Origin of the sequence: Enterobacter sp. Cy-643 (genome assembly GCF_011752815.1) — a bacterium.
Classification (GTDB): Bacteria; Pseudomonadota; Gammaproteobacteria; order Enterobacterales; family Enterobacteriaceae; genus Cedecea.
Genome location: NZ_VWWV01000003.1, coordinates 554,360 through 571,881 on the forward strand (window position 1 = coordinate 554,360; position 17,522 = coordinate 571,881).

At 55.1% G+C, this 17,522-nt stretch carries 18 protein-coding genes; 7 read left to right on the forward strand and 11 right to left on the reverse strand.

Going from position 1 to position 17,522, the window contains the following annotated elements:
* Positions 1-69: 69 nt before the first annotated feature.
* On the reverse strand, positions 70-525 hold the full coding sequence (gene soxR / locus F3J29_RS15710; protein WP_008455786.1) for a redox-sensitive transcriptional activator SoxR: 456 nt from the start codon (positions 523-525) through the stop codon (positions 70-72).
* An 80-nt stretch (positions 526-605) separates the two neighbouring features.
* Here soxR and soxS point away from each other — a divergent pair, with 80 nt between their 5' ends.
* A complete protein-coding gene (soxS, locus tag F3J29_RS15715; RefSeq protein WP_008455787.1) occupies positions 606-929 on the forward strand; it encodes a superoxide response transcriptional regulator SoxS in 324 nt (107 codons plus the stop codon).
* 20 nt (positions 930-949) lie between these two features.
* Positions 950-1,615, forward strand: a complete 666-nt coding sequence (locus F3J29_RS15720; RefSeq protein ID WP_166867420.1) for an alpha/beta hydrolase — start codon at positions 950-952, stop codon at positions 1,613-1,615.
* Here F3J29_RS15720 and pdeC read toward each other — a convergent pair.
* Positions 1,589-3,196, reverse strand: coding sequence for a cyclic di-3',5'-guanosine monophosphate phosphodiesterase PdeC (gene pdeC / locus F3J29_RS15725; protein WP_166867421.1), 1,608 nt, complete (start codon positions 3,194-3,196; stop codon positions 1,589-1,591). The two genes, F3J29_RS15720 and pdeC, sit on opposite strands and share 27 nt — an antisense overlap.
* Before the next feature lie 439 nt (positions 3,197-3,635).
* Between pdeC and F3J29_RS15730 the strand changes: the two genes are divergently transcribed.
* The gene (locus F3J29_RS15730) at positions 3,636-3,917 is read left to right on the forward strand and encodes a YjcB family protein (protein WP_166867423.1); all 282 of its coding nucleotides are present in this window, start codon (positions 3,636-3,638) and stop codon (positions 3,915-3,917) included.
* Positions 3,918-3,967: 50 nt separating this feature from the next.
* Here F3J29_RS15730 and modA read toward each other — a convergent pair whose 3' ends face one another.
* From modA to F3J29_RS15750, 4 genes are all read right to left on the reverse strand, one after another.
* Positions 3,968-4,672 carry a molybdate ABC transporter substrate-binding protein gene (gene modA, locus F3J29_RS15735; protein ID WP_166867425.1) on the reverse strand — a complete coding sequence of 235 codons (705 nt, stop codon included), beginning with the start codon at positions 4,670-4,672 and terminating at the stop codon, positions 3,968-3,970.
* Positions 4,672-5,724 carry an ABC transporter substrate-binding protein gene (locus F3J29_RS15740; RefSeq protein ID WP_166867427.1) on the reverse strand — a complete coding sequence of 351 codons (1,053 nt, stop codon included), beginning with the start codon at positions 5,722-5,724 and terminating at the stop codon, positions 4,672-4,674. The genes modA and F3J29_RS15740 overlap by 1 nt, the downstream gene beginning before the upstream one ends.
* Positions 5,725-5,804: 80 nt before the next feature.
* Positions 5,805-6,191 (reverse strand): tautomerase family protein, encoded by a 387-nt coding sequence (locus F3J29_RS15745; protein WP_166867429.1) that lies wholly within the window; start codon positions 6,189-6,191, stop codon positions 5,805-5,807.
* Positions 6,192-6,524: a carboxymuconolactone decarboxylase family protein gene (locus F3J29_RS15750; RefSeq protein ID WP_166867431.1), complete on the reverse strand. Its 333-nt coding sequence runs from the start codon at positions 6,522-6,524 to the stop codon at positions 6,192-6,194.
* Positions 6,525-6,627: 103 nt separating this feature from the next.
* Here F3J29_RS15750 and F3J29_RS15755 point away from each other — a divergent pair, with 103 nt between their 5' ends.
* From F3J29_RS15755 to F3J29_RS15765, 3 genes are all read left to right on the forward strand, one after another.
* A complete protein-coding gene (locus F3J29_RS15755) occupies positions 6,628-7,488 on the forward strand; it encodes a LysR substrate-binding domain-containing protein (RefSeq protein WP_166867433.1) in 861 nt (286 codons plus the stop codon).
* 414 nt (positions 7,489-7,902) lie between these two features.
* Positions 7,903-9,288, forward strand: a complete 1,386-nt coding sequence (locus tag F3J29_RS15760; RefSeq protein WP_008455804.1) for a diaminobutyrate--2-oxoglutarate transaminase — start codon at positions 7,903-7,905, stop codon at positions 9,286-9,288.
* A gap of 14 nt (positions 9,289-9,302) precedes the next feature.
* Entirely contained in the window at positions 9,303-10,775 is a 1,473-nt protein-coding gene (locus F3J29_RS15765; protein ID WP_166867435.1) for a pyridoxal phosphate-dependent decarboxylase family protein, read from the forward strand.
* 59 nt (positions 10,776-10,834) lie between these two features.
* Here F3J29_RS15765 and F3J29_RS15770 read toward each other — a convergent pair whose 3' ends face one another.
* From F3J29_RS15770 to ssb1, 3 genes are all read right to left on the reverse strand, one after another.
* Positions 10,835-11,830, reverse strand: coding sequence for an alpha/beta hydrolase (locus F3J29_RS15770; protein ID WP_166867437.1), 996 nt, complete (start codon positions 11,828-11,830; stop codon positions 10,835-10,837).
* The gene (locus F3J29_RS15775) at positions 11,814-12,446 is read right to left on the reverse strand and encodes a hypothetical protein (protein WP_166867439.1); all 633 of its coding nucleotides are present in this window, start codon (positions 12,444-12,446) and stop codon (positions 11,814-11,816) included. The genes F3J29_RS15770 and F3J29_RS15775 overlap by 17 nt, the downstream gene beginning before the upstream one ends.
* Before the next feature lie 121 nt (positions 12,447-12,567).
* A complete protein-coding gene (ssb1, locus tag F3J29_RS15780) occupies positions 12,568-13,098 on the reverse strand; it encodes a single-stranded DNA-binding protein SSB1 (protein WP_008455813.1) in 531 nt (176 codons plus the stop codon).
* Positions 13,099-13,333: 235 nt separating this feature from the next.
* Here ssb1 and uvrA point away from each other — a divergent pair, with 235 nt between their 5' ends.
* Positions 13,334-16,165, forward strand: a complete 2,832-nt coding sequence (gene uvrA / locus F3J29_RS15785; protein ID WP_166867441.1) for an excinuclease ABC subunit UvrA — start codon at positions 13,334-13,336, stop codon at positions 16,163-16,165.
* On the opposite strand, the gene F3J29_RS15790 is transcribed toward uvrA, so the two are convergent.
* Together F3J29_RS15790 and aphA are read right to left on the reverse strand one after the other, a co-directional pair.
* A complete protein-coding gene (locus tag F3J29_RS15790) occupies positions 16,166-16,519 on the reverse strand; it encodes an MmcQ/YjbR family DNA-binding protein (RefSeq protein WP_166867442.1) in 354 nt (117 codons plus the stop codon).
* Between the two features lie 138 nt (positions 16,520-16,657).
* Entirely contained in the window at positions 16,658-17,371 is a 714-nt protein-coding gene (gene aphA, locus F3J29_RS15795; protein WP_039289349.1) for an acid phosphatase AphA, read from the reverse strand.
* Positions 17,372-17,522 lie beyond the last annotated feature (151 nt).

Consider the following 17,522-nt stretch of genomic DNA (forward strand, 5'->3'; position numbering starts at 1 on the left):
TTTTTCCCTCTTTGTTAGCCGTCTTTAGCACCCTTGTGGCGCTTTAGTTTTATGTTTGAAAGATAATTTTCAATCTTCCAGCAGCCTGGCGCCGGTACCCTGCTCGCCCAGCTTGTCTCCAGGGTTACGCAGCGGGCATTGCGCCCCCGATAAACAGCCGCAGCCAATACAGCCATTCAGTTCGTCACGCAGCGCGGTCAGCGTGGCAATGCGGTGGTTCAGCTCCTCGCGCCATTGCGATGACAGCTTCTTCCAGTCGTTTTTGTTGATTGAATGCCCGTCGGGCAGGACACCAAACGCATCTCCAACGGTGCTCAGCGGAATGCCAATGCGCTGCGCAATTTTAATTATCGCCACCGTTCGCAGCACATCACGCTGATAACGCCGCTGATTGCCTGCATTTCTCGTACTTTTGATCAGACCTTTGCTTTCGTAAAAGTGAAGCGCAGAGACGGCCACGCCGCTGCGCTTCGCCACTTCTCCGGGGGTTAACAGCGTTTTTATTCGGGGTAATTTCTTTTCCATAATGCTCTTTACCTCAAGTTAACTTGAGGAATTATACTCCCTGGCAATGAAACTAGCTAACCCGGAAATGAGGACGACTCATGGCTCACCAGGACATCATTTATACGCTGACTGAATGGATTGATGAACATATTGACCAGCCGCTGAACATCGACGTGGTGGCGAAAAAATCAGGTTATTCAAAGTGGTACTTGCAGCGAATGTTCCGCACCGTTATGCACCAGACGCTGGGTGAATACATCCGTCAGCGCCGCCTGTTGATGGCCGCCACGGCGCTACGCACCACCCAACGCCCCATTTTTGATATCGCGATGGACTACGGTTATGTTTCGCAGCAAACTTTCTCCCGCGTGTTCCGCCGTGAGTTTGACCGCACCCCAACGGATTACCGCCATCAGGCATAAGAAAACCAACAGGAGTGGGAGTGAAAAAGTTAAGTTTCGCCATTTTGGCCATCGGGTTTGTTTCAATGGCCGCGCAGGCTGCGACCGTTTATACCGAATTCCCGGACAACGTTAACCCGAAACAAAAATACGTTTTTTATACGCATGGCAAGGTGTTAGAGGGGAACACTGACCGGCCAAGTAATCCGAACAAACCGCAGTGGGGCGTTTACGATTTTCCGGCGGTAAAAGAGAAGCTCAGCGATGATGGCTACAACCTGATTGCTTATCACAGGGCCAAAGACACTCAGCCAGATCGCTACGCCGACAAGCTAAAGCATGATGTGAATACGCTGATTGCCAGCGGCGTCCCGGCTAAGAATATTACGCTTGTCGGCTTCTCGCGCGGCGGTGAAATTACCATTCTGGCGGCAAGCAAATTGCAGAATAAGACGCTCAACGTCGCCATTCTGGCGGGATGTACACATTCCATTCAGGATGACGCCCACAATCGCCTGTACGGTAATGTGCTTTCCATTTATGAAGCCTCGGATGAAGTCGGTTCTTGCCAGACGATTGTTAACCACAGTCCGGGGATCGTTCATTTTAAAGAGATAAAGATCTCTACCGGCCAGCAGCACGGGGCATTTTTCCGCCCTAATCCTGAATGGGTCGTTCCTTTAAAGCAGTGGATCGCGAGCAACTGAAGCCTTGCGAACAGGGATCCCGCCTGGCGTATATAGCCAGGCGATAAACTCTTGCGGAGGCAGCGCCTTCGCAAAATACCAGCCCTGGCAATACTCCACGCCGTGATCCACCAGCCATGCCACCTGCGCTTCGGTTTCAACCCCTTCTGCAATTGTCGTTAAATTCAGGCTGTGGGCAATTTCAATGATGTGTTCCACCAGTAAATGGCTGGCCCGCTCGCTGGCGAGAGAATCAATAAAGCTTTTGTCGATTTTTAAAATATCGACGTTCAGGTACTGCAGGTTATGCAGATTCGAATACCCGGTGCCAAAGTCGTCAATGGCAACTTTAAAGCCTGCATTGCGGAACTCCTGAATAAACGGTCTGGTTTTTTCAACGTCAATAAACCCCCGCTCGGTCACTTCAATTTTTATCTGTCCCGGACGAATATTGTAGGTTTTAATCCGTTCTGAAAGTACGGTTATTAAGCGTGAAGAGTGAAAGTCAGACGCCGAAAGATTAATCGAAATATAAAGCCCTGGATGGTCGGCAAGAAATTCACCAAAATCTTTAAATACCGCATCAACCACATAGTCCGATATTTTGTGAATCAACCCTTCGGACTCTGCCAGCGGAATAAACGTCCCGGGGCTGATGGTTTGTCCGTTAAAATTCACCCACCGCAGTAATGCTTCCGCCCCCACGCAATAGCCGTTCTGAATATCAATGATCGGCTGGTAGTGAAGTTTGAGCTGTTTTTTAGCCAGCGCTCTTAAAAGCAACCGGCGCGGGGAATTTAACTGCTGACGGGTTCGGGACCACATAATTAATATCAACAGGCTGCAAATAACGCCCAATGGAAGCGTCAGCGTCAGCTGGTGATACCACTGGCGGTTAAACAAGGTTTCTGACGTGGAAACAATCACCGCAATCGGTCTTTTAGCCGACTGGTCGACGGTGTAAAAACGATTATCCTCGGTAAACGCTTTCTCTTTACGCAGAATAAAACTGTGCAGCAGGTCGCTGTCGGCCCCCGGGCTTAAAGAGAAAAAGCTGCGGGTGACGGTGTCGTACACGCCATAAATCAGCGAGCCATCTTCGGATAATACTTCTGACCAGGTCAGCGGGTTAATGACCGCCATATAATGCCCACGCTGCATGTAGGTCATTTTATGTCCGGCATAAAACGGCGTATCCAGATAATAATAAATGGCAACATCCGGTTTACGGGTATAAGAAGGAAGCGGCGCTGGCAGCGGTTTTATCGGCTTGTAGCTGGTCGAGCACAGCAGCTTATCGCCGCTGACGTAAATTAAATCGGCGACAAAAAGTTTACCGCGAACAACATCCAGCATATTTGCCATATGCCGGGGGCTGCATATTTCCCCTGAAAAACGTTCCGCCTCGCTGCGCGCCTCATTAACATGGCTAATGACAATTTCCGTTTTTTCCATCACCAGTTTGCCAAAAGAGTGCAGATGCTGCTGGGTGTCGCTGGTGGCGCGAACATGGGCAAAATAGATCGCCAGCATTATCGGCAGGCAAACGATCAGGACAAACCCTGAGGTACGCAACGCCTTGAGATAAATTCGTTTCACCATGATGCCCACACGTCTCTGCTTTTATGCGCCTGTTTTATGCTTTATTAGAACAACCTGATGACCGCCGATTACGTTGCATCATAAAGTCCGCTTTAGCAATAGTCTTCAGCCGTTAACTCTGCGGAAATTAATTTGCGCAACAATGAGATAAGAGGAACCCGGATGCTGTTTAGCTTAAGATTTAACCCACCGCGTTAATATGAGTTTTTCTGGAGTTAAAGCAGCAGGGAATGATTATTTAAACGAAATTGTGGTAAACGTCAGATAAACAAAATGTTCACGCTATCGGCGCCATGATTTTCCTAAAAAACCCCCCTCCCCGATCTCAAAACCGCGCAAAAAACCACCACGGCACTGGTGATTAAACACACAAAAGTGATACACTTCACATTATCAGTGCAACAGAAAATTAAATTGCAGTTTTTGAGGAACAAGCTCCATGGCAACAATCACCACCGGCGTAATGCTCATGCGCTGGCCACTGTTCAGTGCGGTTTTGATGTTTTTGGCAAGCAGCCTGAATATTCAGTTTCGCCGCTCGGATTATCGGGCCTTAGCCGTGGTAAGCAGCGGGCTGGGGATTGCCGCATCCTGCTGGTTTGCCATGGGTTTATTGGGTCTCACGCTCGGCGACTTCCCGGTTATCTGGGCGTCGTTTAAAACGGGGCTGGTCGAGATCATCGCCAGAATGCCACCCGAGTGGCCGACGATGATGCCTTAACAGGCTGAGAAGCATTAAAAAAACCGCCTTCATCGGCGGTTTTTTTACTTTCAGGCGACAAACCCGTAATTACACAGTGTTTGCCGCGCTGCGTCCGAAACCAGGAACGCCCGCAGCGGTTCCGCCCTTTCGTCGCGCACCGCCAGCCCATAATCGGCCTGAATATTGTAGGACTCTGGGATCTCAAATACCCGTAGTTCACGGTGAGCCTGCAGCGCAGCGGCATAGCTTCGGTAACCAATCATCAGATCGGCCAGCCCGCTGGCAATAATCCACTGCGCCGCAAGCCTGCCGTCGGGCACGGCCTGCGAGTCCGCCGCGCCGACCAGCGCTAAGGCTCGCGACTGCAGGGCGATGCCAAATTCGGCTTCAAATCTGGCAAAGAACTGCCAGGTATAATCCCCGGACGGATCGCTGCCCGGGGTGGACGTACCAATACGTAGCCCCGGATCGCTCAATAGCGTAAGCCAGGTACTTTGCTCAGCCACGCAGTGCGCCGCCGCCGTCAGGCAAAGGGCATTCCCGGCAAACCGCTGAACCGCCCGCGCTTTGCCCTGCTCCAGCAGCGCTTGCGGGTGCGCCATGTTTGCCGACGCAAACAGCGAACAGTTTTCACCGGCTTCTATACGCGCCCTTAGCAGGCCCGCAGGCCCAAACTGCGTCTCTGTCTGCAGGCCTGTTTCCTGCTCAAACTGCGCCATAAGCGGCTGCCAGACCCGCCGCAGGCTTCCCGCCGCCAAAATCTGTAAGGCCATTACTCCACGCCTTCATAGTGGGTTCGGTAAAAACGCTGATACCAGCTGTCGGCCACTTTCTTCATGTCGATGTCTTTAAATCTGGCGGGATACAGTTTTTTCGCCATCCACAGTTCGCCAATCGCCATCGCTTCCGGCATCGGATAGCCCCAGGCTTTGGCGTATTCCGGCATCAGCCAGACCTGACGGTTTTTCACCGCGTCGATCGGCTGCCACTCGGGTTTACTGACGATCTCATCCACCACTTTGGGGTAACGATCCTGCACGAAGATCACCTGCGGATCCCAGGCGATCACCTGCTCCATCGACACCTGCTTGAAGCCTTTTACGGTCGACGCCGCCACGTTCAACGCGCCCGCGTGAGCCATCATCAGGCCGGTATATTTCCCGGAGCCGTAGGTAGTCAGGTCGGGGTTGGCCATGTAAGCACGCACCCGCTGGCTGGTCGGAATATCTTTCAGGCGATCGCTGACCAGCTTGCGCTCGGCAAAAGTGGCGTCGATCAGCGCTTTGGCCTGCTTCTCTTTATTAACCACTTCGCCAATCAGCACGATGCCTTCTTTCAGGCCGAGGTTGTAGGCTTGTTCTTCGTCCCCCATCGACGGGTTCAGCTTGCCCTGTTCGCCCGGCACGTCGTGACGCAGCGAGATCGCAATAACCGGGATACCGAGTTTGCTAATGCCGTCGATCATCTCCTGCGGCGCATAGTTGGTGACAAACACGACCTGCGGGTGCAGCGCCACCAGCTTTTCGGTGTCCACGCTGGTTAAATCCCCTAGCTGAGCTTTGTGCTCAAGCTCCGGGGCCAGGCGAGCGTAGCCGCTGCCGAGCTGCTGCTTCCAGTTCGCCAGAATGCCAACCACTTTATCGGTGGCGTTCATTTGCACCAGCAGGTTGAGCGTTTGGTGCTGGAGCACCACAACGCGGTTAACCTCGTCGGGGATCGTGACCTGGCGGCCAAGCTGGTCGGTGAGCGTGCGGTTCGCCAGCGCGGCGAGCGGGAAAAGTACTAATAATGCGCCCAGCGTCAGGCGGCGGGTAAATCGGTTCACGGCGGGAGTCCTTATGATCGTTGTGTATGGAAATATACAGCGATGACTCCCCCGCGCCCAGCGCTTTTAAGGAGTAGATCTTACTCCGCGAGCAAACTCGCCTTGCCTCCACCAAACGACCAGTCCTCAGCATTGTTATGGCGAATGACGACCATAACGTCGTTGGGATGAATGCCCGGTGACGCGGCAAGTTGTTCGGTAATAACCCGGTAAAAACGTTGCTTCGTCTCAATACTCCGAGGCTTACCGGCCGTTATCTCAATCAGAAGCCAGCTATCGCTGCGTGGCCCCGCCATATAATGGCGATCAAACCGCAACGCTGATTTATCTTGCTCGTGAAAAACCTGAAACAGATCCGCCTCCGGCACATCAAATGCCGCCACCAGCGCCCGCTGTATGCTGGATGAAACCGCCGCCAGCCAGGCCTCCGTTTTTCCTTTTAATAAGGTGACATGAAGTACCGGCATTTATTGCTCCTCCCTACTGCATCCGACGATCAGCTTATCCAGCACCTTTAGCGCGCTGTGGGCAGCAGGCCAGCCCGCATAAAAAGCCAGATGGGTAATCAGCTCAGTTAATTCCTCATCGCTGACGCCATTTTTGCGCGCTAAATCGAGATGAACCGGCAGCTGTTCCAGCCGGTACAGCGCCAGCAGCGCCGCCACGGTGATCAGGCTGCGATCGCGTTTATTCAGCTCTGGTCTTTCCCAGATATCCTGGAATAACAAGTCATTGCTTATGCTGGCGAGTTTTGGCGCCCGGCTCAAAACCCGCTGAATGTCGTGTGATGTTTCACCCATGGGACCTCCCGGCTGTTGTTGACAACCTGAGCATACTCATCGAGTATCATTCTAAAAATCAGATATTTTTTAACCAACAATCCTGATTTTCAGGACAATAATCATGACGAATTTAGATCTCGACGTTCTACGCACCTTTGTTACCGGCATGGCACTCGGCAGCTTTGCCCAGGCGGCGGACCGGCTGGGGCGTTCAACCTCAGCGGTCAGCGCCCAGCTGAAGAAACTGGAGGAGCAGGTCGGCAGGCCGGTCGTCAAAAAATCAGGCCGGGGCCTGGCGCTGACGCCGACGGGTGAAATTGTGTTGAGTTATGCAAAACGCCTTTTGGAGCTGAACGATGCCGCAATGGCCGCGGTGGCCGACACGCAGCTGAGCGGGCTTCTGCGGGTAGGGTTTCAGGAGGACTTTGGTGAAGGTCTGTTAACCGAGGTTCTTGGTTCATTTAGCCGCGCCCACCCCGCCGTCATCCTTGAAGCACGTATCGCACGAAATGCAGAGCTGGAATCCGCCCTCAACCATTCACAGCTGGATTTAGCCTTACTCTGGCAAACGCCATCGGCTTCCGTAAAAAATGAGACAGGTAAAATCCCGCTGCACTGGATGGGCATCCCCGAGCAGATAGAGAAGTGCCTTGCCAATGGGCAGCCGCTGCCTTTAGTGGTTTTTGATGCCCCCTGTATTTTACGTCGCCACGCCATTGAGGCACTGGATTGTGCGGGGATCCCCTGGCGGATAGCCTTTACCAGCAGCAGTCTGAACGGCCTGTGGGCAGCGGCACGAGCCGGATTAGGCGTGACGCCCAGAACGCAGGTAGGAAAACCTGCCGATCTTCCGGTGATCCAGAACCTTCCCACCCTCCCTTCGTTAGGCATCTGCCTACCGCGGGCATCATCTGAACCTAACCCGATTCGGGATTGCCTGGCAGACATTATCGAAAAACAGGTGGGCGTTTTTTGCCGCTGAAACTGAACAGGCCCCAGGTTTACGGGTAAAAAGTGCAACCCCCGTTGCCAATCAATGTCCCAGGGTAATTTTTTGTTGTTAATTATTTCTATCCAGCAAAACCTGGTCTTTCCAGACCGTTTTAATACGCCAAATTAGGCCTTTCAGAGGGCTTTTTTTCCTGCCATTGCCAATAGTTGAGAGATCGGATGTCTGGATACCCGTCAAAAGAGTCTTCAATCCATTGATTTTAAATTAAAAAAATCGGAAAAAATTAATGATTGAGCGGGGGGGTAAAAAGCCATATATTGGCGGCGTTTTATGCACCCTAACCGATACCTATACTCTGGATAATTCGAGTTTCAACTTGAAGCATGACGAGTATTGTTTACTTAATTCAGCCGCTGCGCTCATGCCGACGGTTGTAGGAGAGATATGATGACGGATAAAGTCCGTATTGATACTTTAGATGCAAAATCTGCAAACGCTACCAACGAAACCTATTTGGCACGACAGGCTGAATTCGAATCGAATGTCAGAAGTTACCCGCGCAAATTACCGTTCGCTATAGCCAAAGCCCAGGGCGCCTGGATCATCGACGTGGAAGGTAACCGTTACCTTGACTGTCTGGCCGGTGCGGGCACGTTGGCGCTTGGCCATAACCACCCTGACATCCTGCAAAGCATCCAAAACGTCATTACCAGCGGCTTGCCGTTACATACTTTGGATCTGACTACGCCGTTAAAAGACGAGTTCTCAGAATACCTGCTCTCTTTACTGCCGAGCCAGGGTAAAGAGTACTGCCTGCAGTTCTGTGGCCCATCCGGCGCGGACGCAGTAGAAGCCGCTATCAAGCTGGCTAAGAAACATACCGGCCGCAGCGGCGTAATCAGCTTCTCCGGCGGCTACCACGGGATGACCCACGGCGCGCTGTCCGTGACCGGCAACCTGTCTCCGAAAGCGGCCATCAACGGCCTGATGCCGGAAGTGCAGTTCCTGCCATACCCGCACGAATACCGCTGCCCGCTGGGCATTGGCGGCGACGCGGGCGTGAAAGCGCTGACCTATTACTTCGACAACCTGATCAACGACGTTGAAAGCGGCGTGCGCAAACCTGCGGCCGTGATCCTCGAAGCGGTTCAGGGCGAAGGCGGCGTGAACCCGGCGCCTGCAGAGTGGCTGCAGCGCATCCGCAAAGTGACCAAAGAGCACGGCATCGTGCTGATCATCGATGAAGTTCAGGCTGGCTTTGCCCGTACCGGCAAGCTGTTCGCCTACGAACACGCTGGCATTGAGCCAGACATCATCGTGATGTCCAAAGCCGTTGGTGGCGGTCTGCCGCTGGCCGTACTGGGCCTGAGAAAAGAGATAGATGCCTGGGAACCTGGTCACCACACCGGCACCTTCCGCGGCAACCAGCTGGCAATGGCCACCGGCCTGACCACCCTGAAGTACCTGAAAGACAACAAAGTCGCAGACAAAGTTGCCGCTCAGGGCGAATGGCTGAAAGGCAAACTGTACGATCTGCAGAAACGCTACCCGGCTATCGGCCACGTTCGCGGCCTGGGCCTGATGCTCGGCATTGAGATCGTGAAGCCAGAAGAAGCACAGGATCACATGGGTTGCTACCCGGCTGACGGCGCGCTGTCTGCTCTGATTCAGAAAAAATGCTTCGAAGCGGGCCTGATTCTGGAGCGCGGTGGCCGTAACGGCTGCGTGCTGCGCCTGCTGCCGTCCCTGCTGATCAGCGACGACGAGCTGGAAATCTTCCTGAGTAAATTTGAAAAAGCCTTGTTAGCCGCTGGCGCAAAAGCTGTCTGACTGGAGTAATAAATATGTCCCGATCTAACCCGATTCTGGCCTCCTCTGCCCAGAGCATTGAGGAATACCAGCAGGCGATCGCCCAGACCAGCCAGGCCGTAGTGGAATGGCTGCAGCAGCCCCAGATGTACCAGGGCAAAACCGTCGCCGAGCTGAAAGAACGCATTCAGCTCGACTTCAATCCTCAGGGCCTGGGCAACCAGGTCGCGATTGAACGCGCGATTGAGTATTTCTTAAAAGACAGCCTGCTGGTGCATCACCCGCAGTGCGTGGCGCACCTGCACTGCCCAAGCCTGGTGGTTAGCCAGGCCGCAGAAGTGCTGATCAACGCCACCAACCAGAGCATGGACTCCTGGGACCAAAGCCCGTCGGCGACCATCATTGAGATGAAGCTGATCGAATGGCTGCGCGCGCAGGTCGGTTATCAGCCTGGCGATGCGGGCGTGTTCACCAGCGGTGGGACCCAGAGCAACCTGATGGGCCTGATGCTGGCGCGTGACGCTTACTTTGCGCGTCAGGGCCACTCTGTGCAGCAGGATGGTCTGACCGGTGATATCCGTAAAATCAGAGTGTTGTGCTCTGAAAATGCCCACTTCTCCGTGCAGAAAAACATGGCGCTGATGGGCATGGGCTACCAGTCGGTCACGCTGGTGAAAACCGATGAGTTTGCCCGCATGGACGTTACCGACCTGGCGGCTAAAATCGCCCAGGCGCAAGCGAAAGGCGAGCAGATCATGGCTATCGTCGCCACTGCCGGTACGACCGATGCAGGCGCTATTGATCCGCTGCGTGACATCGCGAAGCTGGCCGCAGAGCACCAGATTTGGGTACACGTTGATGCAGCCTGGGGCGGCGCGCTGCTGCTGTCCGAGAAGTATCGTGATTACCTGAACGGCCTGGAACTGGTGGATTCCGTTACCCTGGACTTCCACAAGCAGTTCTTCCAGACCATCAGCTGCGGCGCGTTCCTGCTGAAAGATGCTCGCCACTACGAGCTGATGCGTTACCAGGCGGCCTACCTGAACTCCGAGTTTGACGAAGAGCAAGGCGTACCGAACCTGGTGTCCAAGTCGCTGCAGACCACCCGTCGCTTTGACGCTCTGAAGCTGTGGATGGGCCTGGAAGCGCTGGGGCAGAAGCAGTACGCCGAAATCATCGATCACGGCGTGACCATGGCGAAGAATGTGGCGGCCTACGTGGCTGACCACGCTTCTCTGGAGCTGGTAATGCAGCCTCAGCTGGCGAGCGTGCTGTTCCGCTTCCGCCCGGCAAGCCTGGCTGGCCGCAGCGATGCGGAAATCGCGCTGCTGAACCAGAAAATAGGCGATGCGCTGCTGGAGTCTGGCCGCGCGAACGTTGGCGTGACCGAGCATAACGGCGTGACCTGCCTGAAGCTGACCCTGCTGAACCCAACCGTCACCCTGGAGGACGTCAAAGTCCTGCTGGCGCTGGTGGAGAAAACTGCAGAGCCGCTGCTGAACGCGTAATTTTTACGAATGAATAAAAGCCGGAAGCGAGCAATCGCCTCCGGCTTTTTTTATTGCTTTTAGTTCTCCAGCCTGAGCTGGCGGCGAATAAATTTCGCCACTTCGTCCACCAGCTCTCTGTCTTCAGGCGTTCCCATAAATCCACCGTGCGGCATCGCCTCAAAGACGTGCAGCTCGGCTTCAACGTTCGCTTTTCTCAACACCCGGTGCAGCCTCACCGCATTCGACAGGAATAGATCCCGCGTGCCGCTTTGAATCATTGTAGCCGGGAAACCACGGGTAAAGTCGCCAAACAGCGGCGAAAGATAAGGATGCGTTAACTCAGCGCCCGCGGCATAAAGCAGGTTGTTTTCCCTCAACGATCCCGGCAGTACCACATCCACAAGTTGGTTCACCTGGAAGCTGTCGCCGGACTCGGTCAGATCTGCCTCCGGGGACAGCAGCACTAAGGCACCTGGCAACGGCAAGCCTTCATCACGCGCCCGCAGTACCATCGCAGCGGCCAGATTACCGCCAGCCGAACGCCCGGCAATCACGATATTTTCCGGGGCATAGCGCTCCAGCAGGTAACGGTATGTGGCCAGGCAATCATCCAGTGCAGCCGGATAAGGATGCTCGGGCGGCATGCGGTAATCGACGCTGTAGCAACGGAGCCCATACTGCACAGCCTGGGTGCTGGCACTGGCCTTGCAGGCTTCACTCCCGCCAAAGGTAAACGCCCCGCCGTGGAGATCCACCAGAACGTGATACTCCGATGACAGCGCGCCGGGCGTAGCAATATGCACCGTAGCCTGCTCAATCTGCAGTGTTTGTGGTTCTGGCTCATCGCTCGCTGGCCTGGATTTCATGGTTTCGGCATACCAGGCCGCCGAAGTGGCCTGAATCTGCTTCCAGGCTTCACCATCGGTGTGGGATGGCATCGCAAATTGCACGTTGTGGGGCACACCGTTCTCGTCAACCTGGCGACGCAGAGCAGCCTGTGCCTCCTCACTGATGGAATCAGGGAACGGGATAATGTGCTCGGGGCGCAGAACGCCATCAATTTTGTCTGTCATTGCCTGACCTGTGATTAGTGTCTGCCGCCAGCTTTCGCTGGATAGAGAGTAGCGTGCGCCGCCTGATCCAGCCACTGGCCGGACGAATGAGCATCCAATAGAGAGCGAACAGGGCTTTCACGCGGGGCGTTGGGCAATAGACAAAGGTTTCGGTACGTAATACCGCCGAGCCGTTGTTCTCAGGCGTGACATCAAAGCGCAAGACCAGCTTAGCCGCGCGTGAGTCGGCAAAATGCTTGAAGGCTTCGGCATCTTTCAGAGACTCGACGTCAAGCAACGGTCGCCAGAAACGCCCGGCCAAACCAAAAGAGACTTCCTGGCTGCTTTGATGCAGCAGAGTGAAAGAGCCAAACCCGAAGGTATCGGCTGGTTCCGTGCTCTCTGACTTAAACAACGCCCGGCGCAGGCGGCGAGGGAGCTGGCGCAAACGGAGTAGCCGACGGATAACCGGATCGTCTTCCATATTCAGCGCCAGAACGGCCTGAATAATGGCTTCAGGCGTACCTTCAATAGGCGGGGAGTGATGCTTTTCATAAAAGCTAAATGAAGGCAGCCATGGCGTGGCGTCCGCCTGACGCCGACACGCTCTCTCACTGACAAAACCTAAAAATGCCACGGCATCTTCCTTATCCGAGGGTCGCCTGTCCGGCAGATTTCATACCGCCTTATAATAGAAAAAAACCCTGCCAGGCAGGGTTTTATTTGTTCGTCACGTACAGGTTTACACCCTGAGGGGATCAGAATGGGATATCGTCGTCGAAATCCATTGGTGGTTCGTTAGATGGCGCTGGCGCGCTCTGCTGCTGCGGGCGAGACTGCGCGCCGCCGCTGAACTGGTTGCCGCCCTGAGGCTGCTGAGGCTGACCCCAACCGCCCTGCTGCTGGCCGCCGTTGCCGCCTGCCGGTGCACCGCCGCCCTGACGGCCGCCGAGCATCTGCATGGTGCCACCCACGTTTACCACGACTTCGGTGGTGTATTTTTCTACACCAGCCTGGTCGGTCCATTTACGGGTTTGCAGTGCGCCTTCGATGTAAACCTGAGAACCTTTACGCAAGTATTCACCGGCCACTTCGGCCAGTTTGCCGAACAGCACCACGCGGTGCCACTCGGTTTTTTCTTTGGTTTCGCCGGTTTGCTTATCACGCCAGGACTCTGACGTGGCCAGTGTAATGTTGGCGACAGCGCCCCCATTTGGCATATAGCGTACTTCCGGGTCCTGACCCAGATTCCCAACGAGAATCACCTTGTTTACGCCTCTGCTGGCCATGTTCGTGTCTCCTGAAACGTTTTTAAATAGTCTAAACCGGGGATTCTACACTATGCCACCCACAATGTTTATAGCTGCGAGGGACATTCAAGAATGTCGGCTAAGTATAGCTCGTTTCATTAAAACACTGGATATTCATTCAGGTTTTATTGTGTCATAATTAGCCGTTTCTGGCCGTCGGTTGTCTCTCTACATACATACCAGGCGCATGCAGTCATTATTCCGGGAAAGGTGAATGGATAAGATCGAAGTTCGGGGCGCCCGCACCCACAATCTCAAAAATATCAATCTCGTCATCCCGCGCGACAAACTGATTGTTGTCACCGGGCTTTCGGGTTCAGGCAAATCCTCACTGGCATTCGACACCCTGTACGCAGAAGGGCAGCGCCGCTACGTTGAGTCCCTTTCGGCCTACGCGCGTCAGTTCCTGTCGCTGATGGAGAAGCCGGACGTCGATCATATCGAAGGGTTGTCCCCTGCGATTTCTATTGAACAGAAATCCACGTCCCATAACCCACGTTCCACCGTCGGCACCATCACGGAAATTCATGACTACCTGCGTCTGCTTTACGCCCGCGTAGGCGAACCGCGCTGCCCGGATCACGACATCCCGCTCGCGGCTCAAACCGTCAGTCAGATGGTGGATAACGTGCTCGCGCAGCCGGAAGGCAAGCGCCTGATGCTGCTCGCGCCGATCATTAAAGATCGCAAAGGCGAACACGCCAAAACGCTGGAAAACCTGGCCAGCCAGGGCTATATCCGCGCGCGTATCGACGGGGAAGTCTGCGACCTGTCCGATCCGCCAAAATTAGAGCTGCAGAAGAAGCACACCATTGAAGTGGTCGTCGACCGCTTTAAGGTGCGTGAAGACATCGCCCAGCGCCTGGCCGAGTCGTTTGAGACCGCGCTGGAGTTGTCCGGCGGGTCTGCGGTTGTCGCCGACATGGACGATGAAAAAGCGGAAGAGCTGCTGTTCTCCGCCAACTTTGCCTGCCCGGTCTGCGGCTACAGCATGCGCGAACTGGAACCGCGCCTGTTCTCCTTTAACAACCCGGCCGGCGCCTGCCCAACCTGCGACGGTCTGGGCGTACAGCAATATTTCGATCCCGATCGCGTGGTGCAAAACGGCGAGCTGTCGCTGGCCGGTGGCGCTATCCGTGGCTGGGATCGCCGTAACTTCTATTACTTCACCATGCTGCGCTCGCTGGCCGATCACTATAAGTTCGACGTGGAAGCCCCGTGGAACGCGCTGACCGACGCGGTGAAGAAAGTCGTCCTGCACGGCTCGGGCAAAGAAACTATCGAATTCAAGTACATGAACGATCGTGGGGACACCTCCGTGCGCCGCCATCCGTTCGAAGGCGTGCTGCACAACATGGAGCGCCGCTATAAAGAAACCGAATCTTCCGCCGTGCGCGAAGAGCTGGCGAAATTCATCAGCAACCGCCCCTGCACCAGCTGCGAAGGGACGCGCCTGCGCCGTGAAGCGCGCCATGTGTTTGTGGAAAACACCGCGCTGCCGACGATTTCCGACATGAGCATCGGCCATGCGATGGAATTCTTCCAGAACATGAAGCTCAGCGGCCAGCGGGCGCAAATCGCGGAAAAAGTACTGAAAGAGATCGGCGATCGCCTGAAGTTCCTGGTGAACGTCGGCCTGAACTACCTTTCCCTCTCCCGTTCGGCGGAAACGCTGTCCGGCGGTGAAGCCCAGCGTATTCGTCTGGCAAGCCAGATTGGCGCCGGGCTGGTTGGCGTGATGTACGTGCTGGATGAGCCGTCCATCGGCCTGCACCAGCGCGATAACGAGCGCCTGCTGGAAACGCTGATTCACCTGCGTAACCTCGGCAACACCGTGATTGTGGTTGAGCACGACGAAGACGCCATTCGCGCCGCCGACCATATTATCGACATTGGCCCTGGCGCGGGCGTGCACGGCGGCCAGGTGGTCGCGGAAGGCACCATGAAAGACATTATTGCGGTGCCGGAATCCCTGACCGGGCAGTTCCTGAGCGGCAAACGCGAAATTGCGGTGCCGAAAAAGCGCGTTGCCGCCGATCCGTCGAAAGTGCTCAAGCTCTCCGGTGCGAAGGGGAACAACCTGAAGGACGCCACGCTGACGCTGCCGGTGGGGCTGTTTACCTGTATTACCGGGGTGTCAGGCTCCGGCAAGTCGACGTTGATTAACGACACGCTGTTCCCGATTGCCCAGCGCCAGCTGAACGGGGCGACAATCGCCGAACCGGCACCGTACCGTGAGGTCCAGGGGCTGGAGCATTTCGATAAGGTCATCGACATCGACCAAAGCCCGATTGGCCGCACACCTCGTTCCAACCCGGCGACCTACACCGGCGTGTTCACCCCCGTGCGCGAGCTGTTTGCTGGCGTACCAGAAGCGCGTTCACGCGGCTATACGCCGGGACGCTTTAGCTTCAACGTGCGCGGCGGGCGCTGCGAAGCCTGCCAGGGCGACGGCGTGATCAAAGTGGAAATGCACTTCCTGCCGGATATCTACGTGCCGTGCGACCAGTGCAAAGGCAAACGCTATAACCGTGAAACGCTGGAGATTAAGTACAAAGGCAAAAGCATTCACGAAGTGCTGGATATGACCATTGAAGATGCCCGAGAGTTCTTCGATGCCGTTCCGGCGCTGGCGCGTAAGCTACAAACGCTTATCGACGTGGGTCTGTCCTACATTCGGCTTGGCCAGTCGGCAACCACGCTGTCAGGCGGTGAAGCACAGCGCGTTAAGCTGGCGCGTGAGCTGTCTAAGCGCGGCACCGGCCAGACGCTGTATATCCTCGATGAGCCGACTACCGGCCTGCACTTTGCGGATATCCAACAGCTGCTGGAAGTGCTGCATCAGCTCAGGGATCAGGGCAATACCATTGTGGTGATTGAACACAACCTCGACGTGATTAAAACCGCAGACTGGATTGTGGACCTGGGGCCGGAAGGCGGCAGCGGCGGCGGCGAGATCCTGGTATCCGGCACGCCGGAAACCGTCGCCACCTGCGAAGCATCTCATACCGCGCGGTTCCTCAAACCCTTGCTGAAGCTGAAATAGTCAAACCGACAATTGCTGCCTGAGTTGTTCAGGCAGCAATGCCACCGCCTGCTGATACGAAGCATCCACCAGATAGTAAATTTGCGAACCGGGCAGCGCGCCGTCCAGATAGAGCGTGCTCCAGTGTGCCTTATTCAGATGGGCGCTGGGGAAAACGTCCTGATGCTGCTGACGCAGAAGCTCTGCCAGATCGGGCGTGGCTTTGAGGGAGACGGCCGGGCGCTGGTTCTCTGCATGCACCATGGCAAACAGCACATCGCCGACTTTGATCTGCGTGGCTTTCCAGTCGCTGTGCACGCTCTGCTCTGCGCCGGGTTTTTTCATGCAGTATTCTAAAAGATCCGAATGGGTCATCTTAATTTCCTCGTCCAGGATATTTACCGGAAGCATTCGCGGCAGCATTAAGTGTGCGCCAAAAGCGGATAACAGACGAGATAATTGATTAAAAAAACGGCAGCCAGTTTACATTAGCTGCCGTTCTTCTCAGTGGGATCAGTACTCAGAGTTGACGATAACTTCTTCGCCAAACGAGCCTGCTTTCGGCAGCGGCTGGTAGCTGGAGTTCGAGGCACGCAGGATGCGAATGCCGCGTGCGCCAACGTCCTGGGCTGCGGTGATGTCGTTATCTGAATCGCCGTAGAAGATTTTGATCTTCTTCTCTTTCAGCCACTGCGTTTTGGTGTTCTGGCCTTCTTTATCGCCGGCAAAAATCACCGGATTGACGCTCGGCTCCGGGATCAGGAAGTCGCTTTGCAGGGTTTTGGTGACGGTTTCGGTTTTGGTCTGGCTGCGCCCGGTGACGAAGTACACGCTGTCACCGCGCTTGAGGTGCATGGTGATCAGGCTTTTTGCCACCTCTTTGGGCATGCTGAAGTCATCCCAGCCGTTGTTCATCTTTTCCCAGAAGGCCGGATTTTTCAGGTAGTCCTGCTTACCCGGAGAAAACTCTTTTTGCCCGCGATAAAAGCCTGGGCTTGAAAACAGCACGGTATCGTCGATATCAAACCCGACGGCGATAGGCGCGCGGCCCAGCAGGCTATTTTCAATTTGCGCCACGGAAACCCAGTGGATTGGCACCTGCTGCGCCAGCTGCGCCACGGTGACGCCAGGATTTAGCGGAGCGGGTGCAGATTCGGTTGCCAAAGCGGCGTGATTGAAGCCTGCCAGCAGGCAGACGGCACTGAGTGCCAGGGCGATCTTACGCATTGTTTTCCCTTTAATTTTCTGTTTTTAATCGTTGTTAAAATGAGCAGCCTTGCCATAAAGCCTTCCGACCATACCCGCCGGGGACCGATCGACAAAGATTTTTTTCAGTTTAATGTCGCAGAAAACAGGAAAGGTCACAGAACGAGAGAGC